General features: G+C 57.0%; 19 protein-coding genes. 6 read left to right on the top strand and 13 right to left on the bottom strand.

Going from position 1 to position 22,729, the window contains the following annotated elements; translation table 11 throughout:
- Positions 1-97: 97 nt before the first annotated feature.
- From EI77_RS02275 to EI77_RS02250, 6 genes are all read right to left on the bottom strand, one after another.
- A complete protein-coding gene (locus EI77_RS02275) occupies positions 98-2,527 on the bottom strand; it encodes a bifunctional serine/threonine-protein kinase/formylglycine-generating enzyme family protein (RefSeq protein ID WP_133793131.1) in 2,430 nt (809 codons plus the stop codon).
- A 69-nt stretch (positions 2,528-2,596) separates the two neighbouring features.
- Positions 2,597-2,977, bottom strand: a complete 381-nt coding sequence (locus EI77_RS02270; RefSeq protein WP_133793130.1) for a DUF423 domain-containing protein — start codon at positions 2,975-2,977, stop codon at positions 2,597-2,599.
- A 101-nt stretch (positions 2,978-3,078) separates the two neighbouring features.
- Positions 3,079-3,450 (bottom strand): hypothetical protein, encoded by a 372-nt coding sequence (locus tag EI77_RS02265; protein WP_133793129.1) that lies wholly within the window; start codon positions 3,448-3,450, stop codon positions 3,079-3,081.
- A gap of 245 nt (positions 3,451-3,695) precedes the next feature.
- On the bottom strand, positions 3,696-4,943 hold the full coding sequence (gene fabF / locus EI77_RS02260) for a beta-ketoacyl-ACP synthase II (protein ID WP_133793128.1): 1,248 nt from the start codon (positions 4,941-4,943) through the stop codon (positions 3,696-3,698).
- A 173-nt stretch (positions 4,944-5,116) separates the two neighbouring features.
- Positions 5,117-6,121 carry a ChuX/HutX family heme-like substrate-binding protein gene (locus EI77_RS02255; protein ID WP_133793127.1) on the bottom strand — a complete coding sequence of 335 codons (1,005 nt, stop codon included), beginning with the start codon at positions 6,119-6,121 and terminating at the stop codon, positions 5,117-5,119.
- A 17-nt stretch (positions 6,122-6,138) separates the two neighbouring features.
- On the bottom strand, positions 6,139-6,603 hold the full coding sequence (locus EI77_RS02250) for a flavodoxin domain-containing protein (protein WP_166646975.1): 465 nt from the start codon (positions 6,601-6,603) through the stop codon (positions 6,139-6,141).
- Positions 6,604-6,716: 113 nt separating this feature from the next.
- Here EI77_RS02250 and EI77_RS02245 point away from each other — a divergent pair, with 113 nt between their 5' ends.
- Positions 6,717-7,946 carry a PQQ-binding-like beta-propeller repeat protein gene (locus EI77_RS02245; RefSeq protein WP_166646974.1) on the top strand — a complete coding sequence of 410 codons (1,230 nt, stop codon included), beginning with the start codon at positions 6,717-6,719 and terminating at the stop codon, positions 7,944-7,946.
- On the opposite strand, the gene kefF is transcribed toward EI77_RS02245, so the two are convergent.
- Positions 7,943-8,479, bottom strand: coding sequence for a glutathione-regulated potassium-efflux system oxidoreductase KefF (kefF, locus tag EI77_RS02240; protein WP_133793124.1), 537 nt, complete (start codon positions 8,477-8,479; stop codon positions 7,943-7,945). The two genes, EI77_RS02245 and kefF, sit on opposite strands and share 4 nt — an antisense overlap.
- Before the next feature lie 115 nt (positions 8,480-8,594).
- Here kefF and EI77_RS02235 point away from each other — a divergent pair, with 115 nt between their 5' ends.
- Together EI77_RS02235 and EI77_RS02230 are read left to right on the top strand one after the other, a co-directional pair.
- Positions 8,595-8,981 (top strand): hypothetical protein, encoded by a 387-nt coding sequence (locus tag EI77_RS02235; RefSeq protein ID WP_243838640.1) that lies wholly within the window; start codon positions 8,595-8,597, stop codon positions 8,979-8,981.
- A gap of 4 nt (positions 8,982-8,985) precedes the next feature.
- A complete protein-coding gene (locus tag EI77_RS02230) occupies positions 8,986-11,637 on the top strand; it encodes a DUF4132 domain-containing protein (protein ID WP_133793123.1) in 2,652 nt (883 codons plus the stop codon).
- A 105-nt stretch (positions 11,638-11,742) separates the two neighbouring features.
- Here EI77_RS02230 and tkt read toward each other — a convergent pair whose 3' ends face one another.
- On the bottom strand, positions 11,743-13,719 hold the full coding sequence (tkt, locus tag EI77_RS02225) for a transketolase (protein WP_133793122.1): 1,977 nt from the start codon (positions 13,717-13,719) through the stop codon (positions 11,743-11,745).
- A 163-nt stretch (positions 13,720-13,882) separates the two neighbouring features.
- A complete protein-coding gene (locus EI77_RS02220; RefSeq protein WP_133793121.1) occupies positions 13,883-14,572 on the bottom strand; it encodes a M23 family metallopeptidase in 690 nt (229 codons plus the stop codon).
- A gap of 100 nt (positions 14,573-14,672) precedes the next feature.
- On the opposite strand from EI77_RS02220, the gene EI77_RS02215 reads away from it, so the two are divergent.
- The 3 genes from EI77_RS02215 (at position 14,673) to EI77_RS02205 (ending at position 18,686) form a co-directional block, all read left to right on the top strand.
- On the top strand, positions 14,673-15,155 hold the full coding sequence (locus EI77_RS02215) for a Fur family transcriptional regulator (protein WP_133793120.1): 483 nt from the start codon (positions 14,673-14,675) through the stop codon (positions 15,153-15,155).
- A 107-nt stretch (positions 15,156-15,262) separates the two neighbouring features.
- Entirely contained in the window at positions 15,263-17,383 is a 2,121-nt protein-coding gene (locus EI77_RS02210) for a DUF1549 domain-containing protein (protein ID WP_133793119.1), read from the top strand.
- Between the two features lie 22 nt (positions 17,384-17,405).
- On the top strand, positions 17,406-18,686 hold the full coding sequence (locus EI77_RS02205) for a DUF1501 domain-containing protein (protein ID WP_133793118.1): 1,281 nt from the start codon (positions 17,406-17,408) through the stop codon (positions 18,684-18,686).
- Here EI77_RS02205 and EI77_RS02200 read toward each other — a convergent pair.
- From EI77_RS02200 to argH, 4 genes are all read right to left on the bottom strand, one after another.
- Positions 18,608-19,165, bottom strand: coding sequence for an RrF2 family transcriptional regulator (locus EI77_RS02200; RefSeq protein ID WP_133793117.1), 558 nt, complete (start codon positions 19,163-19,165; stop codon positions 18,608-18,610). The genes EI77_RS02205 and EI77_RS02200 overlap by 79 nt on opposite strands.
- A 324-nt stretch (positions 19,166-19,489) precedes the next feature.
- Positions 19,490-20,674 (bottom strand): twin-arginine translocase subunit TatC, encoded by a 1,185-nt coding sequence (gene tatC, locus EI77_RS02195; protein ID WP_133793116.1) that lies wholly within the window; start codon positions 20,672-20,674, stop codon positions 19,490-19,492.
- A gap of 34 nt (positions 20,675-20,708) precedes the next feature.
- Entirely contained in the window at positions 20,709-21,326 is a 618-nt protein-coding gene (locus tag EI77_RS02190) for an NUDIX hydrolase (protein ID WP_133793115.1), read from the bottom strand.
- Positions 21,323-22,690 (bottom strand): argininosuccinate lyase, encoded by a 1,368-nt coding sequence (gene argH, locus EI77_RS02185; protein WP_133793114.1) that lies wholly within the window; start codon positions 22,688-22,690, stop codon positions 21,323-21,325. The genes EI77_RS02190 and argH overlap by 4 nt, the downstream gene beginning before the upstream one ends.
- Between the last annotated feature and the right edge of the window lie 39 nt (positions 22,691-22,729).

Here is a 22,729-nt window from a genome sequence, read left to right as displayed (position 1 = left end):
AAGGAATGCCCTGAAATGCGGGGTGAGGTGCAATCGAAGCTCAATGGCGAGTTTACGCTTATCCCTTGTAACCCCCTTCATTTTGCCATTGGCTTTACTACTCATCATCGCGGGCGCTGAGGTCAGCGCTGATGAGGAGGATGCGGAAGCCGATGTCTGGTTCCCGGGCAGACTGGGGGATTTTGCGGCGGTAGGACGCGAGTAGCTGCTGGCGCTCGTAAGTGGTATAAGCGGCACCGCGGGCGACGCCATCTGCGCTGCCAGTGGAGTCCCAATCATCGGATACCCATTCCCAGACGTTGCCGGAGAGATCATAAAGATCCCGGCTGTCGGGACGCAGGCTGCCGACGGGGGCAAGGCCGACGAAGTTGTCATCATAGCCAGGGACGGATTTTTTCCCGGCACCAGGTACTGATTTATCGAGCAAGTTGGCGACTTTACTGGTGGGAGCGGGGGTGAATCCCCAGGGATAAATACCTTCAATGCGATTACTGCGGTCTGCCGGGGTGGCACCCAGCTCCAGCGGCAGGTACGCGGCCATGCTCCATTCATCATCGGTGGGCAGGCGATATTCCTGGTCCGGCTCCAGTAGGCCTTTGCCCCGCTCGCGGTCGGTCAACCAGCGGCAGAATAGCTCGGCTTCAGCGCGGGTGATGTTAGTGACGGGGAGGTTGGGGTCGGCGTCCAGGATGAGTCCTTCAACTGGGGGGAAATTGGTGCTGCGGGCGAATTCGGCGAAGTCTTTCCGCCGGGTTTCGATGGCGGCGAGCATGGCGCGTCCCATGGGGACCATTTTGATATCGAGGCTGTTTTCCCACGGTTTTCCAAAAACGACGGAGCCGGTGGCGCGCAGGCGGAGGTTGAAGCTCATGGCCTGGTCCTCCTTCAAATTGCCCCGGGCAAATTCGCTCTTGTAGCCGGGAAGGCGAACTTCGTAATCAAACTTGGCTGCTCTGACCTTGGTGAGTTGCAGCGGAGTGCGACCCACGCGGGATTCGCCATCGTAAACTTCGGCTCCGCGCGGTGTACTGTCGAGGCTGAGGCGACCGTAAGGGACGCGGACGATTTCGGTGCGGATGGCATGCCAGCCCGGGCGTGGATTGGTGGCTTTGGATTTGGGGATGTTCGCCGCGCGCCAGGTGTATTCGTGATCAATGTCCAGACGACCGCTTTGGCGATCACGGCTGGTCATCCAGACTGTAAACGCATCTGCATCCGCTTCCGGAATCATGACGCAGTGGAGGACTTTTTTATCCGGGGTGACGAATTCCACCACGCCGAATTCTGCCGCGCGACCGGTGGCGTAAAGAAAGGAGCGGAAGAGGGTGGCCTCCACGGGCAGGTCGGCGATGTGGCGGTCCTTGGTGAAGGTGAACCACTGGCCATAAATATTCTGCCAGGGGCGGCCTTTTTGCGGCGGCTGGGGCAGGGGAGGGGCTGCTTTGACAGGCAAGGGCAGCTCATAGGCCCATTCGTCTTGATACTTGGCGGCGGACAGGCCGGCTCCAGCGAGGGCGGAGCCGATGAGGGTGAAGACGGCGGCACGGCTGAAGCGTCGGAGCAGGCTCTCGGCACGCTTTTCACCGACACGCTGGAGCGCCTCGGCGAATTCACCTGCGGTTTGAAAACGTTCTTTCAAATCCGGCGCACAGGCCTTGCAGATGACGCGGTTTAAATCCAGCCAGAAGGGCCATTCATCATCGCCGAGGTTGAGGGGGACTTCGGGGAATTCCATGCGGTCTTTGCCGCTGCTCATTTCATAGAGCACTTTTCCCAAGCTATAAATATCCGCCTGGGCGGTGCCAGGGCCTTCCGGAGGAACGAAGCCCTCGGTGCCGACGAAGGTACGCTCACCAAATCCGGCGACGAGGCCGATATCCGCCAGCTTGCAGACGCCACCGCAAAAAATGATGTTGGAAGGTTTGATGTCGCGGTGGGTGAGGCCGCGATTGTGCATGTAATAGAGTGCATCGGCCAGATACACCCCGGCATCCCGGCAGAAGATGAGGTCCAGCCTGCCGTGGCGCTTCATGTCCGTGCCCAGAGTACGGGGCACGTAGGTGTGGACGCTTTCGAAGTTAGGGCCTTCCTCCGCATCATCGGCCAGCTCCATGACGCAGTAATAAAAACCGCGGTCTTCATTCCAGCCGACATGGAGGATGTGGACCATGCAGGGATGGCCACGGGAGATGGGCTCGAACTGTTGGATGCCGAGAAATTCGCGATGGAAGGTGCGGGTGAGTTCGAAGTCCTCCCGCCAGACAATTTTTACGGCACGGTAGGCACCGGTGACGCTTTGGGCCAGCCATACTTCCCCATAGGCGCCGGAGCCGATGCGCTTGATGAGGGTGTAGTCAGGAATGAGGATGTCATCCCGATGTGATGGGGGGCCATCTTTATCCCTGGGACCCCGAGGGCCGCGGGGTGGCGCGGGGAGCTGGATGCCTGCCTGAGAGTCCGCTGGGGGCAGCCGTCCAGCACCGGAAGAACCCGGTGGGGGAAATGGATCAGCAGTAATGCGGGACATTCAGATATATAAAAACAATACGTGCCATCCCTTCAGGACTCAATCACAGCCTTGCGGAAGTGAATAAAATCACGGGCGCTGCCAACGGGCAAAAATCAGCAGGGTCCAGCCCAGCATCATGGCGAGGCCGCCCACGGGGGTGATATAAACCAGCCACTTCACCTGGGTATAGGAATGAAGATAAAGGGAGCCGCTGAACAGAAGTACACCGGTGAAAAGGCTACGCCAGGCCCAGGAGGCGGTTTTCCCGCCCATGGTGCCAAACAGTGCCAGGATGGAGAGGAAGATGGCGTGGGGGAGATGATAGCTAACGGCGGTCTTCCAGTTTTCGAAAGTGCCAGCCGTTACAAGGGCATCATGCACTGAGCCATGGGCACCGAGGGAGCCGAGGATGATGGCGGTCACTCCGAGCAAGGCGGAAAGACGAAGGCGAAGCGTGTCTGGCAGCATGACTGAAGGGGAGGCAGCGGGAGGGCAAATGCAAATCAAGAAAACAAAACCGCCGCAGAACCTGGGAGGCTCTGCGGCGGCGAGAAGTTTTTCAAACCAGATCAACGGCCAAAGCCGAAGAAGAAGCTGGCGGCTGCCCGGTGATGAGGAGGCACGGGGAAACTGGGCCCGCGGTGGTGGCTGTCATGATGATGGTCATGGTGGTGGCTGGAGCGGGAATAGCAGGAGCGGCAGGAGCTGTGGCTGGTGTGCTGAGTCACCCAATGGCCAATCGGGTGTCCGTAACGGTCATGCCCATGGACATGGTAAACGGCATAAATCGGTGCGCCGCAAGGGTGGTAGCTGACGACGCGGCGGTCATTGTGGCAGTAATCGCGGGCGCTCGATTCCGAAGGGGTGAGGAAACCGATGCCGGTTACAACAGCGAGGATGGCGATGATCTTTTTCATGAGGATGAACTTGGGTTCGCTCATTTCGACGGAGCTCCGCGCGGTCTATTCAGCATGGATGCAAATTTTTTTTTGAGCAGGGTGGAATGGGTGTGGGAGATCGAGTGGGAGAGCTTGGGGGTGCCCTATTTTTACAGGATTAACTAGATGACGGGATTAACAGGAGGGGAATAGAGATGTGAATTGTTGGATAGTTTGTTAGGTTGTAAAAAAGAAAAAGCCCGCACAGGGTCGCTGTGCGGGCTGAAGGATTGAACGGTGTTATGCGATCAGTCGAATTTCTTCACCAGGAGGGCGGAGTTGTGGCCGCCAAAGCCGAAGCTGTTGCTGAGGGCGGCATTAACCTTGGCCGGGCGGGCTGTGTTGGCGACGATGTCCACATCCACTTCAGGGTCCAGGTTTTCGACGTTGATGGTCGGCGGGACGACCTGGTCACGAATGGCCAGGATACAGGCAGCGAGTTCGATGCCGCCAGCAGCGCCTAACAAGTGACCTGTCATGGACTTGGTGCCGGAGACAAGCAGGCCTTTCTGAGCGTATTCACCAAAGGTGCGTTTGATGGCGCGCAGTTCGCACATGTCACCTACAGGGGTGGAGGTGGCGTGGGCGTTTACATACTGGACATCGGTCGGATTGAGCTTGGCGTGGCGGAAAGCCATCTCCATGCACTTGGAGGCACCGAGGCCTTCTGGATGTGGAGCCGTGAGGTGGTAGGCATCGGCGGTGACGCCGTAGCCGGCTAGCTCGGCATAAATGGTGGCACCGCGTTTTTTGGCGTGCTCCAGCTCTTCGATAACGACAACGCCGGCACCTTCACCCATGACAAAACCGTCGCGGCCGATATCCCAGGGGCGGGAGGCATGCTCAGGGTCATCGTTGCGCATGGAGAGGGCTTTCATGTTGGCAAAGCCTGAGAGGCCGCAAGGGCGGATGGAGGCTTCAGAGCCGCCGCAGACGATGGCATCGGCATCGCCAAATTTGATGATGCGCCAAGCTTCACCAATGTTGTTGTTGGAGGTGGCACACGCGGTGGTGATGCACATGTTTGGCCCCATGAAGCCAAATTCGGTGGCGATCATGCCCGTGGCGATGTTGGTGATCATCATCGGGATGAGGAAGGGGGAGACGCGGCCGGGACCCTTGTTCAAAAGGATCTCATACTGCGTTTCGATGGTGCTAAGACCGCCGATGCCGCTGCCGACCATGACGCCGATGCGATGCGGGTCCAGCCCGTCGGGGTTCAGACCGCTATCCTTGACGGCCATTTTGGAGGCGGCCATGGCGAGCTGGAAAAACCGGTCCGCACGGCGGGCCTCCTTGTGGTTATTGAAGAAAGGTGTGGGATCGAAGTCCACCACTTCCCCTGCGATCTTGCAGTCATAGTTGGTGGTGTCCATGCTCTGGATGCGACGGATGCCGCTCTTTCCAGCCTGGAGATTCTTCCAGAAATCGTCTTTGTTGTTTCCCAAGGGAGAAACGGTTCCGATTCCGGTGATAACGACGCGACGTTCGGTCATGTGAGAAGTTTGAGGGGTGAGTTGGAAAGTTCAGAGAACACGCTTTACCCGATGGGGCAAGAGATTTCCGTTATCCCACTAGGCTGTAGATGTGGGCAGGGAAAACGGAAAAGCGTATGAAATTGAGAACGCCACACCTGATGACCAGGATGCGCTGTGTTCTCTGAATGGGATCAGGAGGCGCTTTTCAGCAGCTCATTCCACTGGTCACGGTGTCTGCGGGAAGATTCGGGCCTGAGGCCCACACCACCCGCGAATTCACCCCGGATATTGAACATCTCGATGCAGATGATTTCCTCGCCGCCCAGGAGAAAACGGGTGGCCCAGGCCTGACCGCGGTGCCTGCTGCCACGCAGGGTAAGCTGGGATGCCTCGCCAAAAAACGTGGTGCCGCAACCACAGTCCCCCCAGTGGGTGGGGAAAAATCCGGTGGGCATAAAGACGGCCTCATTGCGCACCGCACCGCCCAGGGGTACCTGGGCGAGCGTCATAGATTGTAGCGCCTGCCGCACCACCCTGCGCGGCAGACGCCAGGCCAGATCCTGCCCCACGGCTGCCAGTGCAGAGAGGCGTGAAACGCCCTCCAAACCGGGAAAAACCGTGTCAGGCAGGCTGCGCGAGAGGCCATTCCAGAGTTGCCGCACCGTCGCTGTGTCGGGCGCGGGCATCTCTGGGCTGGTTTCGGCTTTCTGGCCAAATTGGATGGTCCGACGCCCGCTGGCATGGCGGGAGACGAGGTCCTCATAGACCTCATAGTCGGACCAGTTGGTGACGAGGATCTTCAAGCATCCTTCGCCACTGCGATCAAAAAATTGGAAGCTGGCCACCTGCTGACCGCCTGCATCCTCCACCACGGCCATGGCACCGCCAAAGGCGGAGGGGCGGATTTCGGCCCCGGAGTCCAGGCATAGCCATTCATCTCCGCCGGGGTAAGCCTGGAATAACGGTTTCTCCCAAGCAGTGGCCATGCTGACCGGGCCGCGTGCTGCGGTGGCCATGACTAGTCCGAGCTCGCGCAGATGCTTGAAGAAACGCGGCCAGTTTCCATCAAGGTGAATGGCCATGGCGGCTCCACCGTCCGCTTCGAAGCACCATTCCGGGCGAACCCTGCGGAGGTCGAAGGTCTGGGCCGGAAAGCTATAGGCGATGCGCGGAGAATGGCGGGAAGTGGAATCCATGAAAAAGGAGATGATGGTTAGGCCGCCTGCAGACGCTCTTCTGCCAGCACGGCAAAGACGCCTTCGATCCAGGCCTCGCAGGGTTCGTCATAGTCAATGTCGCAATCCACCCGAGCGTGGAAGCGTGTGGCTCCCTGGGCCTCCAGGGCCTCATCGTAATCTTTTCCGCACTGGCAGAAGCGGTCATAACAAGAGTCTCCCAGTGCCAGCACTGAATAACGCAGATGATCCAGGCGGAAGCGGGGACGGTTGACCACTTGCTCATAAAAATTCTCCGTGCCATCTGGCGGATCACCATCGCCATAGGTGCTGGTAATGAGCAGGGCGGTATCGAACTGACGCAGCACATCGGAGGAGGTGTCCATCATGTTTTCCAGCACGGGGTCATAACCGCGCTGCCGGGCCATGTGGGCCGCTTTTTCCGCACAGGATTCTGAGTTTCCTGAGAAGGTGCCGAAGAGGATGAGGAGGGGCTTGGACATGGTTTGATGACCCCCCATGATTCCTCCGGCTGCCATCACCTGCTGCTGCTGGTTTGTCATGAATTGTAGTGGAAATGACCCGTGGCCCTTCTTCGTACTACTTTCCTGTCCTCATGAAAATCTGGCTTTTCGTCCTCTGTTTTACTCTCTCTGCGCAAGCTGCGGACTGGCCGCGTTGGCGGGGAGTGATGGGTGATGGTGCCTGGAATCCTGAAGGCATCCCGGCAGATTTTGCCAGTCAGCAGCCGAAGGAACTCTGGCAGGTTGAGATCGGCAGTGGCTACGGTGGGGTGACCGTGAGCGGTGGGCGTGTGTATGTACTGGACCGGCCGAAGGAGCCTGCGGATATTGAACGCATTCTTTGTTATGCTGAGGCATCTGGAAAGCTGCTTTGGTCTTACACCTGGCCGGCTGTTTATGGGCGTATGCAGTATGCCTCCGGGCCGCGCTCTTCGGTCAATCTGGATGAAGGACGGGCGTATGTGCTGGGGGCGGCGGGCATGGCTCTGTGTCTGGATTCAATGTCTGGAAAGGTGGTGTGGCAGGTGGATACCGTGAAAGAGCATGCGGCTAAAATCCCCACCTGGGGCTTTGCCGCATCACCGGTTTTGGATGGCGGACGAGTGCTCCTGCATGTGGGGGCGCAGCCCGATGGCAGCGTGCTGGCCTTGGACAAGACCACCGGCAGGCTGCTCTGGCGCGGAGGGGCGGACCCGGCGGGATATTGCACGCCGGAGATCATCAACCATGAGGGCATCCGCCAGATCATCGCCTGGGGGCCGGAGAACATCCAGAGCCTGAATCCTGAAACGGGGGAGACTCTTTGGACCTACCCTTACAAGATCACTTATGGCGTCAGCATCGCCCAGCCTTTATACCAGGATGGAATCCTTCTCGTATCTGGTTACTGGCATGGGACCAAGGCTCTTCGTCTGACGGCCCAACCAACTTTGCTCTGGGAAAATGAAAAGGACATGTGCGGTCTGATGTCCTCGCCTTTATACAAGGAAGGCATGGTTTACCTCCTGGACAAAAACAAAGGATTGCAGGCCTTTGAACTGGCCACGGGCAAGATCCGATGGAGCGATGACAACAGGCTGACACCCAAGGATCGCAATCCCCAGATGAGCCTGGTCTGGCTGCGTGAATCCCAAGGCCTGGCCGCGCTACTCAATGCCAGTGGTGAACTTGTGTATGTGCGGCTCCAGCCTGAAGGTTTTGAGGAACTGGCCCGTCACCAGATGATCGGCAAAACATGGGCGCATCCTGCCTTTGTGGGAAATAAAATCTATGCGAGGTCCGATACCGCGCTGGTCGCCTGGCGGCTGTGGGGTGAAGATTAAACCAGCCTGCGAAGTTCCTCGATCCGGGTCCGATAGGCCGCTGCGCACTCCCGCACCTGCTCATCCGTAAGTTGCCTCACACCCTGGATGACGAAGGGATCCAGATATTCCATGCCGCACAGACGCGCTGTCTGGTCGAAGGGCGCTAGAAGTTCTTTTACGGTGTAATGGTTGTAACCACCGCGCTGATAAGCATCAGCGGGTCCGCCAGTGGTCAGCGCGCTCATCACCTTTTTCCCGGCCAGCCGTGTGCCTCCTTCGCCATAGGCGAATCCATACTCCAGCACGACGTCCAGCCATTCCTTCAGGATGGCCGGGGCGGAGTACCAGTAAAAGGGATGCTGCCAGACGATGACATCATGCTCGAGCAGCAACTCCTGCTCAGTTTCAAAATCAATGTGCAGGTTCGGATACTCCTCATAGAGATCGCGGAAGGTCACACCCTCCATGCCTTGCACAGCCTCCAACAGTGCCACATTGATGCGGGAGCGATGCAGCGCCGGATGGGCAAACAGAATAAGGACGCGGGCCATGGGGTTCCATGGCAGATTTTTGTGTCTCCGCCAAGCTGAACAAAGAGAAACAAGGGCGTGGGATGCCAAATCCAGGCTTGCAAAAGGGTCTCATCCGGCCTGCATTGGACTCCTGATGATTGTCATAGATGAAACTCTCAGCGGTGAGCGGGTGCGTGCCTTCACCATCGAATCCATTAATGAACGCCTGCCAGTGCGGGAGATCATCAGGGCGCGCATTTGGCAGGAGGTGCAGGATTACAATTCTCAGGCCAGGATCACGACCTTCTGGGGACTGATCCAGCCGACGGAGGAAGAGACCCGGTTGAATGGAAAGCTCGGGGCTATCTTCAAGCCCGTCAACTGGGAGCGCCAATACAAGGCGGCGCTGAAAGCCTTCGAAACCAACGGTTTTTTCATGCTCATCGGAGACCGGCAGGCATCCAGCCTGGATGAGGAATTTCTCATCGAAGCGGATACGGAGGTTAGCTTTGTGAAATTGGTGCCGCTGGTGGGAGGCTAAAAGTATGAACTGGCTGAAGGACATTCTTCATAAAATCAAAGGAACATCCGGCGAGCCGCCGGCAAAGGCTGAGGAGAAGATGTCTGAGGCTGTGCTGGAAACGCGAGTTGCGGGGGAAACAGTTTCCAAACTTCACCACAAGCAGATCCAGTCGTATCTGGATGAGGCTGAGCCACTCCTTCGCAATGAGTGGGACAGATTCAGTCCGAAGGCTTCGAAAACGGGGGCTGAAATGTTGAATGTAGATTGCGGGGAGCAGGCGGCACTAGCGGCGGCTCTTGTCGAGGTCATACAAAATATGGACAATGGGGTGGCCAATTTTTTTGGCACTGACCGCAACAGCCGAAAGAGAAGGGTGGCGCTGGCGCTGTTGAATTCACTGCTGGGCCGCAAGCTGCCTCTGAATGAAGAACAGATCCTCACTATGCTGAGATGGGTCTGCCGAGGATCAAGCGCTTCCTCTTATCTTTATCCTATTTCCGGGATCGTCCGCATTGCTGAAGAGCTAGCGGAGGAAGAGCGGATGACGGAAGCGCTGGTGGCTGGTTTTTTGAAGTTTCAAAAGGCCTTTACGCGTTATGCAGGTGCCGATGAGCGACGGCTTAGCCGGCGCATTGACCGAGCGATTGGCCGGACACCTGATCTACCCCTGGAGGCGGGTGAGGCATGGACGGATGCAGCAATCCATGACATGTCTCTGGCGGGAAAAGATGTGCGCGATTTTTGGTGTTCTTTGTTAGGTCATTGTGTTTCAGCTACCACCGCTAGTCCTTCTCAGAAATGGATGAAACAGGTGGAAGGCTTGATGGAGGGGGAAGAGGGGCGCACAGAGTTTGTTCAGCGTATGTCAGCATGGCTGCCGCTGGTGAATGAGCCGCGCACGGCAGGGACTAAAGAGTCCCAGCATGTGCGTGCGGGCACGCAGGTGATCACGGATGCGCATCAGGACATCCTACGCGGGCTGGCGTGGATTTGCGGACTGGTGCCGGGGCGTGAAACCGCCAGGCTACTTTCCGGGCTGGGGCTGAGCGCCTACAAAAAAATGCCTCAAGTGGGATCGCGTTCTGTTCGTGTAGGCAATGCCTGCATCGGCGCTCTGGGCCTGATGGGGACAGCGGATGCGCTGGGACAGCTGGCCCTGCTGAAGGTGAAGCTTAAATTTGGGGGTGCCCAGGCAGCCATTGACAAGGCTCTGGCCAAGCTGGCGGAGCAGCTCGGCGTGCCCAGGGAGGAACTGGAGGAAATGAGCGTGCCAGCCTATGGAATGACGGGCAGCGGGGAATTGGTGCAGCAGATCGGTGAATTTACGGCGGAGCTGAGGGCCATCAGCTCACGCAGCACCGAGGTGATGTGGAAGCGTGCGGACGGCAAGGCCCAGAAGTCTTTGCCTGCCGCTCTGAAGACAGAATTTGCCGAGGATGTGAAGGAGTTTTTGGCGGCGAAAAAGGACATCGAAAAGATGCTGCCTGCCCAGTCGGAAAGGCTGGATAACCTTTATCTCCAGCGCAAAACTTGGCCGCTGGCTGTCTGGCGTGAACGCTACTGCGACCATCCGCTGATGAGTGTGCTCGTCCGGCGGTTGATCTGGAACTTCACCACCAACGGAGTCACCACTCCTGGCGTCTGGTTGAAAGATGCGTTGGTGAACCGACAGGGACACCCTATCGAACTGGCGGATGATGGCAGTACTGTAACGCTATGGCATCCATTGAACCAGTCGGCGGATGTGGTGTTGGGCTGGCGGGGATTTTTAGAGGAATGGGAGATCGTGCAGCCATTCAAGCAGGCGCATCGGGAGGTGTATCTGCTGACTCCGGCGGAGGAGCAGACGCACGTGTATTCCAACCGCTTCGCGGCTCATCTGCTGCGTCAGCATCAGTTCAATGCTCTGTGTGCGGCCCGTGGCTGGAAGAACAAGCTGCGGCTGATGGTGGATGACTGTTATGCGCCTGCCACTCGCTGGCTGACGCAATGGGGGCTGCGCGCGGAATACTGGATTGAGGGAGCTGGTACAAACTACGGGACCGATACTTTGGAAAGTGGGGCCTACCGTTACGTGGCTACTGACCAGGTGCGCTTTTACCCGCATGATGCCGCAGGTGTGAGTGCCCATGCGGGCGGGGGCGGCTACACACCTAACTGGGGACAGGCGGCCGAGCCTCTGCCTCTCGCGGAGGTCGATCCGCTGGTGTTCTCCGAGATCATGCGCGATGTGGACCTGTTTGTTGGTGTGGCGAGTGTGGGCAATGATCCGGCCTGGCTAGACGGTGGCCGTGATGAGCAGCAGCGCGGTTACTGGCATGAGTATGGATTTGGCGGACTGAATGCCTCCGCCCAGACACGCAAGGCCATTTTGGAACGTCTGGTGCCTAGGTTAAAGATCGCCTCACAGTGTTCTTTCTTGGACCGGTTTCTTCTGGTTCAAGGCAAGAAACACGGATACAAAATCCATCTCGGCAGTGGTAACATCCTCATCATGCCGCAGGACAAATATCTCTGCATTGTGCCAGCCCAGGGGCAGGTGGACAAAGCCGGGGACAAGGTCTTTCTACCTTTCGAAGGAGATCGTGTGTTGAGCGTGATCCTAAGCAAGGCATTCCTACTGGCCGCCGATGATAAAATCACAGATGCCACGATTTTGCGGCAGTTGAAGTGAATGGCGGGCCTCAGGGATCAGAGGTGAATGAGAGCCAAAAAAAAGGGAGGCTGTTTCCAGCCTCCCTTGATGAGTGATCTGATGGCGGTCTTGGCCGCGTCAGCTTCAGGCGAGAGCCTTGGCGACGGCTTCGCCGGTGATGCCGAGTTCCTTGAAGACGGTGTTGCCGGGGGCGCTGATGCCGAAGCGGTCGATACCGATGATCTGGCCCTGGGTGCCGACGTATTTCCACCAGAGGCCGGAGACGCCGGCTTCGATGGCGATGCGCTTGGTGCAGGCGGCTGGCAGGACGGATTCACGGTAAGCGGCGTCCTGGCGGTCGAAGCGTTCAAAGCAAGGCATGCTGACGACGCGGACGCCGTTTTTGCCTTTGGCACCTTCAACGGCGTGCTGCACTTCAGAGCCGGTGGCGATGACGATAGCTTCCAGGGGGGCGCTTTCCTTCACAAGGACGTAACCGCCTTTGATGGTGCCTTCGCGGCGTGTGAGCACGCTGGCGATGCCCTGGTGAGGAAGGTCCTGACGGCTGAGTGCCAGGAGGGTCGGGCCGTCCTGACGGCTGAAGGCTGCGGCAAAGGCTGCGGCGGCTTCTTCGGCATCGCCTGGGCGGATGACGTCCAGATTCGGGATCACACGCAGGCCGCTGACGGTTTCCACCGGCTGGTGGGTCGGGCCGTCTTCACCCACGCCGACGGAGTCATGCGTGAAGATGTAAGTGACGGGGAGCTTGGCCAGTGCGGCCAGGCGGATGCTGGGGCGGCAATAGTCGGCGAAGACGAGGAAGGTTGCGCAGCTTCCCAGGAAGAGGCCGTCATAGGCGATGCCGTTGCAGATGGCGCCCATGGCGTGCTCACGGATGCCGAACCAGATGTTGCGCCCAGTCGGGTTGGTGGCGCTGAAGTCACCGGCACCGGTGATGTAGTTCTTGGTGGAGCCGAAAAGATCGGCGCTTCCGGTGATGAGGTGAGGGACGGCCTTAGCCAAGTGATTCAGGATCTCGCCGCCGCTGTTGCGGGTGGCAGCTTTGCCTTCGGCAGGATATTCAGGGATGACCTTCAGAAGGTCTTCGGCGCTCAAAGTACCATGGCGGGCGGCATCCAGTTCGGCAGCTAGGCCGGGGTTGGCGGCGCTCCAGGCGGAGAAGGTCTGGTTCCACTCGGCATGGGCAGAGGCACGCTGGGCCTTCAGCTCCGAGAAGTAATTTTTCACTTCATCGCTGACGTAGAAGTGGGTGCCTTCTGGGATGCCCAGGCCTTTTTTGGCGGCGTCCACAAACTTCGCGCCACCTTCGCCGTGGCCCTTGGCGGTGCCTGCGACTTCTGGGATGCCTTTGCCAATGATGGTCTTGGCGATGATGATTGTAGGCTTGCCATTATCGCTCTTCTTAGCTTCTTCGATCGCGGCTTTTACGGCGTCGATATCGTGGCCATCAATGGTCACTGCATTCCAGCCCAGCGCCAAGTAGAGTGCCTGGGTGTCTTCGCTCTGGGTGACCTTGGCCATGGCATCCAGCGTGACATCGTTGGAGTCAAAGATGACGATGAGGTTGTCCAGGTGGTTGTGGGCGGCAAAGGCGACGGCTTCGCGGGCCACACCTTCCTGAAGGCAGCCATCACCGGCCAGGGCGATGATGTGATTATCAATGATCTTGTGATCAGCCGTGTTGTATTTGGCGGCGGCCATTTTGCCGGAGAGGGCATAACCCACGGCATTGCCGATGCCCTGGCCCAGAGGCCCGGTGGTGGATTCCACGCCAGGAGTTTCATGAAACTCCGGATGGCCTGGGGTGATGGAATGCAGGACGCGGAAATTGGACACGTCTTCGATGGTCACTGCATAGCCGCTGAGGTGCAGCCAGGAATAGATGAACATGGAGCCGTGGCCGGCGGAAAGGATGAAACGGTCGCGGTTGAGCCACTTCGGCTCATCAGGATTGCACTGGAGGGAGTCACCAAAAAGGACCGCGCCGATCTCAGCCGAGCCGAGGGGCAGGCCGAGGTGGCCGGAGGAGCACTTGTGCACGGCGTCCATGGCGAGACCACGGGCTTCGTTGGCGGCTTGAGCGAGGATGGCTTTATTCATGAGAATGTATGTCAGGGGTCAATGATTGAAAAAAGCGCCGAGAGGCGGCCAGGCGCGCGGGAGGGCCGCTATTTACTGGCGCAGAAGGCGGATTCAAGAAGGAAAACCGGACTGCCCCCGCAAGAATAGCCAGTTCCCCGCGCGAGGTGGCACTTTTTTGCTTTCACGGCAGGGCCGGTGCGGGATTCATCTGCTCTGCAGGCGCACCGCGTCGCTGGCTGATAAATTTTTCCGGGGATACCCGGTTGAGCGGGCTATCTGCATATCCCTGGCCGGGATTGATATAAGGACCCTCGCGGACTTCAAAGTGCAGATGAGCTAGGTACAAACCGCCGCCTGTTCCAACCGTGCCGATTTTCATGCCGCGCTGGACCTGTGTATCTGGCTTGACGGTGATTTCGTCCAGGTGGGCATAGACAGTCTGGTAGATGCGTTCTTTTGCCAGATCCTCCAGATCCGGCACCCGGTGGGCTAGGATGATCATTTTTCCCCACCCGGGACCCGGGATTCCTGCATAAACCACGTGTCCAGCTCCAGCCGCGTAAACCGTATCCCCCAGGTCTGAATTTCCCCCGCCGATGCCATTAAGGTCATCTCCCAGATGGCGAGTGATGCGGAAGGGCTGCGCATTGTAGGTCAATGCGGCGTGCTCGGATCCCATGGGATGATCGAACCGAAGCGCCAGGGGAAGCGAGGCGATCTCCCAGGCATTCAATCGTAAAAATGCCGGGTCCAGAGGCTTCGCCGTCTTGGGCTGCCATTGCTGCATCCATTCTCTGACGCCGATTTCTTCCCAGGCAACCCATCCTCCCAGGGAAAGAAGGATGAGCGTGATCCAGGTAAAGAGGCGCATGTGAAAGCAAAGTGCATACTCTCCCTGGCCATGCGAACAAAATGAGCAAAAGATGATCCTAACTTGCGTTCAGTCTCAATTGGGCTAGACGTTTCTCAATATGGATCCCCGAGTAAAAGATCGTCTGGAAGCGCATCTGACCAATACTGGACTGCGCCGTACCAAGCAGCGTGAGACCATCGTGGAAGCGGCCTTTGCCACGGATGATCATTTCAATGCTGAAGAATTGCTGGAAAAGGCCCGCAAACTGGACCGGACCGTTTCCAGGGCTACCGTTTACCGTACCCTTCAGCTCCTGGTGGATTGTGACCTGCTGCGCGAGGTGGATCTGGGCCGCGACCAGACCTATTACGATCCCAATTTCCTGGATAAGCCGCAGCACAATCACCTCATCTGCCTGGACTGTGATCGCGTCGTCGAGTTTGAGGATGAGCATAGTGCGGTGCTTCACGACTGCATCACCCGCCGTCTGGGCTTCCAGCCTCAGATGAAAGCCATGCGCATCCAAGCCCACTGCGATGAGTTTGCTAAAACCGGGCAATGCAAGTTCAAGACGGAGCATGACATGGCGCTGGCTCGGTAAGTATCCCTGGGCGGATGGGAGTTGCTGCCTGGCAGCGGAGCTGAAAATTCTAACGCAACATCTCATGAAACGTATCGTTTCATGCGGGAATCTATCCCGAGTTGTTTATGAAAGCCCGATCCATCGCCCTTTGCGTCTTTTTTCCCGCACTCTTGGTTACGGCGCAGACCGCTGCCCCTGACGGAAACTCCAATTTCCGAGTCTGGCAGGATGATCAAGGGCGCAAGGTGGAGGCCACTTTTCGCGGCCTGGAAGATGGCAAAGTGTATTTGCAGACCCGGGATGGGCGCATGTTTGATTTTCCATTGGCCAACCTGACTCCGGCGGACCAGCAGGCGGCGGCGACACTGAAGCCTGAGGGGCTGGGCATTCAAAAGAATACCGGTTTGGCCCAATCTGCCGCCATCATCGACAAAGGAGTCCTGATGGGATTGCAAAAAGCCGGTCAGCAGCCGAATGCACTCGCCAGTGACGAACAGTTTGTTCGCCGTGTTTACCTGGACCTCGCTGGCCGCATCCCTACACGGGAGGAGACGCTGGCTTTCCTGGCGGATACCAGCGCGTCCAAACGTGCCAATGTCATTGACACTTTGGTTAATGGCGACGGGTTCTCCTCGCACATGTTCAACTATTTCTCCGACATGCTGCGGGTGGCGGATGATGCCCAGAAGGCCAAGTTTTTCACCTACCAGGAATGGCTGAAGGAGCAGATCACTGCCAATCGCCCTTGGAATGAAATCGTTCGCGAGATGCTGGTTGCGGACGGTAAGCTGCTGGACAATGGCGCTGCCGGTTACCTGCTGCGTGACCGTGGCATGAGGCTGGATAATCTTAGCCTCACCCTTTCAACCTTCCTCGGGGCAAACGTTTCCTGTGCCCAGTGCCATGACCACCCGTTTGCGGACTGGACCCAGCGCCAGTTTTATGAGATGGCGGCTTTTTTTGGAGCATCGGACACCTACAACCGTGAGCTGCCGCGCGGGATGATGCGTGATCTTCGTGATGAACTGACACAGCAGCAATATCAGCAGGCACGTCGGCTTTTTGATGTGAATTCACTGGCCATCAAAGATGGTGCCGAGGGGGATGTGACCCTGCCTGATGACTACAAATACAAGGACGGCAAGCCTGGGGATGCGGTAAAGCCCAGTCTTGTCACCTGGAGCAAGGATGACCGCCGACTGCGCTGCTATCAAGATGCGGAACTGGCCATGAAGAAAGCTGAGGATGACAGCCAACTCAGGGATGTTTTTGCCACCTGGATGACCAGTCCGGATAATCCTCGCTTCGCCATGACCATCGCCAACCGTTTGTGGAAGCAGGTCTTCGGTGTCGGTCTTAAAGAGCCTATCACGGATCTGGATGATCCTAGCGCCTCCAGCAATCCGTTGCTTCTCCAGCATCTCGGCCGTGAAATGGTGCGCCTTAAGTTCGACATTCGCGCATTCATGCGCCTGCTCTGCAATACTCAGACTTACCAGCGGGAAGCGGTGACTCGCGAACTGGCTCTGGGTGAGCCCTATTATTTCCCTGGTCCGATCCTGCGCCGCATGACTGCGGAGCAGGCCTGGGATTCTTGCGTGACGTTGGCGATCGGTGACAAAGTAGATAACTTTAAGCTGAAGCGTGCGGAGCCTTACAAGGCGGTCATGGCCTTTAATGTGTCCGAAGTCACTCCTGCGCAGATTGTTGAAAAACTGGGAGAAATGCAGGGGATGCGCCGAATGGCTGATGGCCCTCTGGGGGGAGGCAATGAAAAAAGACCGAATGCGAAAAAGAAAAATCGGCGGGCACAGATGATGCAGACTGAAACCGATGCTGATGAAGAGGGCTTTACCCGCCCGAAAATGATGGAAGGTCTGGCCCTGGCCCGTGCTTCCGAACTCCGCCAGCCTGAGCGGGATGGTCACTTCCTCCGCATGTTCGGCCAAAGCGACCGGCAGATCGCGGATAGCAACACTTATGAAAGCAGCATTCCCCAAGTCCTCATGCTGATGAATGGAGAAGCGCAGAGTGTACTCCAAAATCCTCAATCCCTGGTGCTGGCGACAGCCATGGGAGAAGCGGAAACGGCGAAAAAAGTGGAGTCACTTTACTATAGCTTTTTCTCCCGCAAGCCCACACCGGAAGAAATGACCGAGGCCAGCCAAGCCTTCGATGCTGGCCTTAGTTCAGCCGATCTTTGCTGGGTCCTCTTCAATGCCCGTGAATTCGTTTTTGTTCAGTAATCAGCCCCAGCCTCATATTACCATGAACACTTCTCTTCGTTCTCTCGATTGCCTTTCCCGCCGCCAATTTGCCGAGCATGTTGCGAAGGCCACACTGGGTGTAACACTGCTACCGCATGTGCTGAAAGGCCAGGCGGCGGCTGATCCAAAATCGCTGCCTGGATTCGGAAAGGCCAAGAACGTCATCTGGCTTCAGATGATCGGCGGGATGTCACACATTGACACTTTGGATCCCAAGACGGGAGATTCCAAAGGACCTGGTGATCCCATCGCGACGAAGGCAGGCTATCAGCTCGGTGGCTTCCTGCCCACGCTGGCCAAGGACCACTCTGAAAAGCTGGCCATCATTCGCAGCATGACTTCAAAAACAGGGGTGCATGCCTCCGGCCAGTATCTGATGCGCACAGGGTATGAGCAGCGTGGCACCATTAAACATCCAGTCCTGGGGGCGTGGGCTCAGGAGTTGCTCGGTAAAAGCAGCCAGTCTTTGCCTTCGACTGTCTGTGTGGGCCGTGCTCCCGAAGCTGGAAATGGCTTTTTCTCTGCTGCCTATAGCCCGCTGCCGATTCACGATCCGTCTGCGGGGCTTCAATATGCTGAATTCGGTGCACCGAAAGAGGTGATCGATAAGCGGCTGGCCCTTTTGAACAAGGTGGATGCTGGATTCCGAAGCAAGTTTCAGGATACCAATCTGAAAGCCTATACCGACTTTTATGATGATACGCTGAAGCTCTTGAGCACCGATGATCTGAATGCTTTTCGTCTGACCGAAGAAAATGCGGAAGCTCGTGAAAAATATGGTATGAACAAGTTTGGCCAGGGTTGCATGCTGGCCCGTCGGTTGGTGGAGCGCGGGGTGCGTTTTGTCGAAGTAGCGCATGGTGGCTGGGACATGCACAATGACATTGCCGATGCCATGGAGGACAATGGCAGCCTGCTGGATACTGGGCTCTCTGCCTTGCTCAGTGACCTTCAATCACGTGGCCTGCTGGAGACGACGATGGTGGTGCTTTGTTCCGAATTTGGACGCACACCGAAGATCAATAGCCGCAATGGCAGGGACCATCATCCCAAGGTCTTCAGTACTTTGCTAGCAGGTGGCCCAGCGAAAGGTGGCACTATCTACGGGGCAAGTGACAAAGAAGGCAATGCCCCCATCGACAAACAGGTGACCATCCAGGATTTCCACAGCACTGTAGGCCACGCCATGGGCATGGATGTGAATCAGATCGTCATGTCCCCTAGCAACCGTCCATTCACCATCGGTGACAAGGGGTCAGTGATTGGCGATGTTTTATCATAGTCAGCCACATCTTCGTCAGCATGTAGAAGGGTGACGCGCTTGGTGGGGGCAAGAAGAATCTCTTTCAGAGTGTCTATCCTCTGCGCCCCCAGCATGTCCTGAAGAGTGTAGCGATCCAAGGTGCCATAAAAGGCCCCTATAGCCTGTGCCATGGCTGATTTGAGGCCGCAGCAGGAATGAATGGGGCAGGTGTTGGTCTTCAGATCAAAGCACTCCACCAGGGGGGAGGATGTTTCTGTCCCACGCACCAGTCTGCCAATTTGGATTTCCTCCGGCTTCATGGCTAATACAATGCCGCCGCCACGACCACGGCGGGTTGCGAGGTAACCTTGTTTTGTGAGATTATTGACCACTTTCACCAGATGATGGCGCGATATGTTGTACGCGGCGGCGACTTCATGGAGAGGAAAGGGGCCACCTTTTACCGCTCCAAAAAGTAGCACCCTCAGTGAGTAATCAGAAAATAAGCTCAGTCGCATTATCTTCTGATACTCTCTTTCCTATTCAGGTGGCGCAGACGGTTAAGTAAGTAATTTGTAAGAGGGAAATACCAACCTTTGAATAGTTAGTTTTACAGCCAAAACAACAGTTACCATACTTTCTCTAAAGTTGGTTTTAGTATCATACTTTAGCATCTGCATGAAGACACGAAAGTGCTTTTCCGTTAAATGGAGCCATATATTAAGTTGAAGCTGCTGCCAAGACTGTGGAGGAAACCACGGTAAGCCTGAGCCGCAGTCACTGAAGTTGGCCGTCTAAAGATAGACGGCCAACCTGATGATAGCCTCAGCTATGAGGTGACTTTAGACTGGGGGATTGCCGCTTCGGGACTCATCCTCACGGGCGAGTTCTTCTGTGGATTTTTCCGAGATCGGTTTGTCTTCAGCAGATGGTGATGGAGGTTCCGTTTCGTCTTCGTCAGGCATGACGGAGCTTTGGTCTTCACCCTCGTCCACAGGTTCATCAAGGGTATCCGTCATGGAGACGGTTTTTGAAGCTTTCTCGATCTCAGGAGGCGGGGCGGAAGGGGTGACGCGGGGTTTTTGGTATTCGTCGTCCTCGTCTTTTTCGTCTTCGGAGAACCAAGGGTTGTAGTTCTCATTGTCCCATTCGTCTGTGCCCTCTTTTTCCAGCTCCTTCTGGTCTTTTTCAAGCTCAGCGTAGTATTCGGGATAGGCTTCCTTGTCCTTCTTCTCCATGAAATAGGCCAGCGTGACGCAGATGGCATACAGGACGTAAAGCGGCCCCGACATAAGCATGAGGGTGAGCACGTCCGGAGTAGGTGTGATGATGGCCGCAAACAGCGTGATGGCGACGAGCGCATGACGCCAGGTGGACTTCATGATTCGGTAATTCAAGAAATCCAGCTTCACCAAGGCCATAACGATGACTGGCAACTCAAACGCGATGCCGAACACCAGAATGAAACGCGTTGTAAAAGTGACGTATTCGTTCAGCGCCCACATCTGATTTGCACCCACGGACTCAGCAAACTCAGAGAAAAAGATCAGCGCCCTTGGTAGCACCACCCAATAGGCGAAGGAGGCACCGCTGAGGAAGAGACCTGTGCCGACGCCGATGGCTGGGAAGAGCAGTTTTTTCTCTGTGGCCTTCAGCCCTGGCAGGATGAACTGGAGAAGAAAGACCAGCAGCAGGGGAAAGGAAGCAATGACGGCTGCGATCAACGAGACATTCACCGCCATCATGAAAGGACCGGCGACATCAATGTTAATGAGCAGTTTTTTGGCGGATTCGATGTCCGGGGCAAATCCAGCCAGGACCATCGGATACAAGAGCGCCTTGAACAACTCCTGGTAAAAAACGAATGAGATGATGGTGGACGCGATAAGCGTCATGCCCATGCGTACGAGCATGGTACGCAGGTCGTCCAGATGCTCCAGGAAGGGTTTTTCCTCATCATCTTTGCTGAGGTTCATCGCGACTTTTTCGCGGACTTTGAAGACTTTGTTCAGGATGCCTTGCCACATATCAGGTGAAGTTTAGGAGGTTTAGTTCAACGCCTCAATTCGTTCCCTTGGCCGCCATCCGCGCATACAAGGCCAGTGTCAGGGCGGTGGTGATCTCATTGTCAGCGATCATCCTCCGCAACTCTTCTGAACTGACCAAGCGCACGTCGCTGATGTGCTCGCTTCCATCCGGGGTAGGACGGCTGACGACGCACACGGGCTTCGCTTGAAATAGATAAACGTGCTCATCGGTGAAACCTTGCGAAGGAAGGAACCAACCGAGCGGTTCCAGCACTCCGCCGGGGGCGAGAGCATAGCCGGTTTCTTCCAGCAACTCCCGCAGGGCGGTGTCTATAACGGTTTCTGGGGTGATTTCGGCCAGGGGGACGTCAATCTGGCCGGCGGGAAATTCCCACAGTGTCTGCTGTACAGGTATGCGTTCTTGGGAAATGAGGACAAATTGGCCGTCCTCAGTCATCGGAGCGATGGCGACGGCAGCCTTTCTTTCCACGACCAGCCAGGGCACCGCTTTTTCCTGACGGTGCGGGGTCAGACATTCCACCTTGTCCACACTGATGTGTGGATTGTCGAAAAGGCGCTCACAGGACACACGCTGCCATCCGTCGCTGTCTTCGACCTTGAAAAGTGGGAAGTCGGTCGTGTCCTGGCTCATTCGCTGAGGGCTTCTTTCCAGAAGGCGATCTGAGCCGCCACGTTTTTGGGTGAAGGGGCACCGATGCCTTTGCGGGCGGCTAATGCGGTGTCCAGATTGAGACAGTCAAAAAGATCAGCCTCAAAAGCCGGGGAGAATTCCTGATACTGCGCCAGAGGAATATCTTCAAAGGCGACTTTTTCGGCGATGGAATGGGCGACCAGTTTACCTATGACTTCGTGGGCCTGACGGAATGGGACCCCGTGATTGACCAGATAGTCGGCCAGATCCGTAGCCAGCAGCATCGGGTCACTGGTGGCGGCGCGGGTGCGGGTTTCATTCACCTCCATGCCGGAGATCATTTCAGCAAAGACGGCGAGGGCGGCCTGAATGGTGTCGAGAGAATCAAAGAGGGGTTCTTTGTCCTCCTGCATGTCCCGGTTATAGGTCATGGGCAGTCCCTTGAGCAGAGTGAGCAGGGCCATGAGATTGCCAATAAGGCGTCCAGACTTGCCACGCGTGAGCTCGGCAACGTCTGGATTTTTCTTCTGCGGCATCAGGCTTGAGCCCGTGGTGTGGGCATCGCTGAGGGTGACGAATCCAAATTCGGCACTGCACCAGAGGATGATGTCCTCGCTCAGGCGTGACAAATGCACGCCGCAGAGGGCGATGGAAAACAGGACTTCGGCAGCAAAGTCGCGGTCACTGACGGCATCCATGCTGTTTTGGGAAACGGAGTCGAAGTCGAGCAACTCGGCCACGTATTCACGGTCCAGAATGATGGTGGAGCCAGCCAGGGCACCTGAGCCCAGGGGCATGACATTGAGCCGGTCATTGGCATCCAGGAGACGCTGCGCATCCCGCTCCAGCATTTCCACATAGGCCAGGAGATGGTGAGCGAAGAGCACGGGCTGGCCGCGCTGAAGGTGGGTATATCCTGGGACCACGGCGGTGCCGGCGCGTTCGGCAGCTTCGATTAAGGCACGCTGCAGGCTGGCGACGAGGTCCACGATTTCCGTGACGGCATCGCGGGTATAAAGACGCACATCGGTGGCCACCTGGTCGTTGCGACTGCGGGCGGTGTGCAATTTGGCTCCGGCTGGACCGATGCGGCGGGTCAGCTCGGATTCGATGTTCATGTGTACGTCTTCCAGGGACGTCTTGAACTCAAACTTGCCTGCTTCGATCTCAGACCTGATTTCGAGGAGGCCTTTTTCAATGGAGGACTGCTCGTCAGCCGTCAGGATGCCTGCTTTGACTAGGCCTTTGGAATGCGCAATGGAGCCACGGATGTCATGCGCATAGAGCCTCCAGTCAAAGGACACGGACTCTCCATAACTCTGCACGAGCTGGCTGGTTTCTTGGGCAAAACGACCTTTCCACATAGACGGGGTGTAGAAAGTAGCGGCATTGTCGGCTGACGC

Origin of the sequence: Prosthecobacter fusiformis (assembly GCF_004364345.1) — a bacterium.
Lineage (GTDB): Bacteria > Verrucomicrobiota > Verrucomicrobiia > Verrucomicrobiales > Verrucomicrobiaceae > Prosthecobacter > Prosthecobacter fusiformis.
Note: the sequence above shows the minus strand (reverse complement) of the source record. Positions and strands in the feature narration are given on the sequence as shown.

Coding starts and splice junctions, on each gene's coding strand:
- EI77_RS02275 (WP_133793131.1), bottom strand. CDS start 2,527: ATGTCCCGCATTACTGCTGATCCATTTCCCCCACCGGGTTCTTCCGGT.
- EI77_RS02270 (WP_133793130.1), bottom strand. CDS start 2,977: ATGCTGCCAGACACGCTTCGCCTTCGTCTTTCCGCCTTGCTCGGAGTG.
- EI77_RS02265 (WP_133793129.1), bottom strand. CDS start 3,450: ATGAGCGAACCCAAGTTCATCCTCATGAAAAAGATCATCGCCATCCTC.
- fabF (WP_133793128.1), bottom strand. CDS start 4,943: ATGACCGAACGTCGCGTCGTTATCACCGGAATCGGAACCGTTTCTCCC.
- EI77_RS02255 (WP_133793127.1), bottom strand. CDS start 6,121: ATGGATTCCACTTCCCGCCATTCTCCGCGCATCGCCTATAGCTTTCCG.
- EI77_RS02250 (WP_166646975.1), bottom strand. CDS start 6,603: ATGTCCAAGCCCCTCCTCATCCTCTTCGGCACCTTCTCAGGAAACTCA.
- EI77_RS02245 (WP_166646974.1), top strand. CDS start 6,717: ATGAAAATCTGGCTTTTCGTCCTCTGTTTTACTCTCTCTGCGCAAGCT.
- kefF (WP_133793124.1), bottom strand. CDS start 8,479: ATGGCCCGCGTCCTTATTCTGTTTGCCCATCCGGCGCTGCATCGCTCC.
- EI77_RS02235 (WP_243838640.1), top strand. CDS start 8,595: ATGATTGTCATAGATGAAACTCTCAGCGGTGAGCGGGTGCGTGCCTTC.
- EI77_RS02230 (WP_133793123.1), top strand. CDS start 8,986: ATGAACTGGCTGAAGGACATTCTTCATAAAATCAAAGGAACATCCGGC.
- tkt (WP_133793122.1), bottom strand. CDS start 13,719: ATGAATAAAGCCATCCTCGCTCAAGCCGCCAACGAAGCCCGTGGTCTC.
- EI77_RS02220 (WP_133793121.1), bottom strand. CDS start 14,572: ATGCGCCTCTTTACCTGGATCACGCTCATCCTTCTTTCCCTGGGAGGA.
- EI77_RS02215 (WP_133793120.1), top strand. CDS start 14,673: ATGGATCCCCGAGTAAAAGATCGTCTGGAAGCGCATCTGACCAATACT.
- EI77_RS02210 (WP_133793119.1), top strand. CDS start 15,263: ATGAAAGCCCGATCCATCGCCCTTTGCGTCTTTTTTCCCGCACTCTTG.
- EI77_RS02205 (WP_133793118.1), top strand. CDS start 17,406: ATGAACACTTCTCTTCGTTCTCTCGATTGCCTTTCCCGCCGCCAATTT.
- EI77_RS02200 (WP_133793117.1), bottom strand. CDS start 19,165: ATGCGACTGAGCTTATTTTCTGATTACTCACTGAGGGTGCTACTTTTT.
- tatC (WP_133793116.1), bottom strand. CDS start 20,674: ATGTGGCAAGGCATCCTGAACAAAGTCTTCAAAGTCCGCGAAAAAGTC.
- EI77_RS02190 (WP_133793115.1), bottom strand. CDS start 21,326: ATGAGCCAGGACACGACCGACTTCCCACTTTTCAAGGTCGAAGACAGC.
- argH (WP_133793114.1), bottom strand. CDS start 22,690: ATGTGGAAAGGTCGTTTTGCCCAAGAAACCAGCCAGCTCGTGCAGAGT.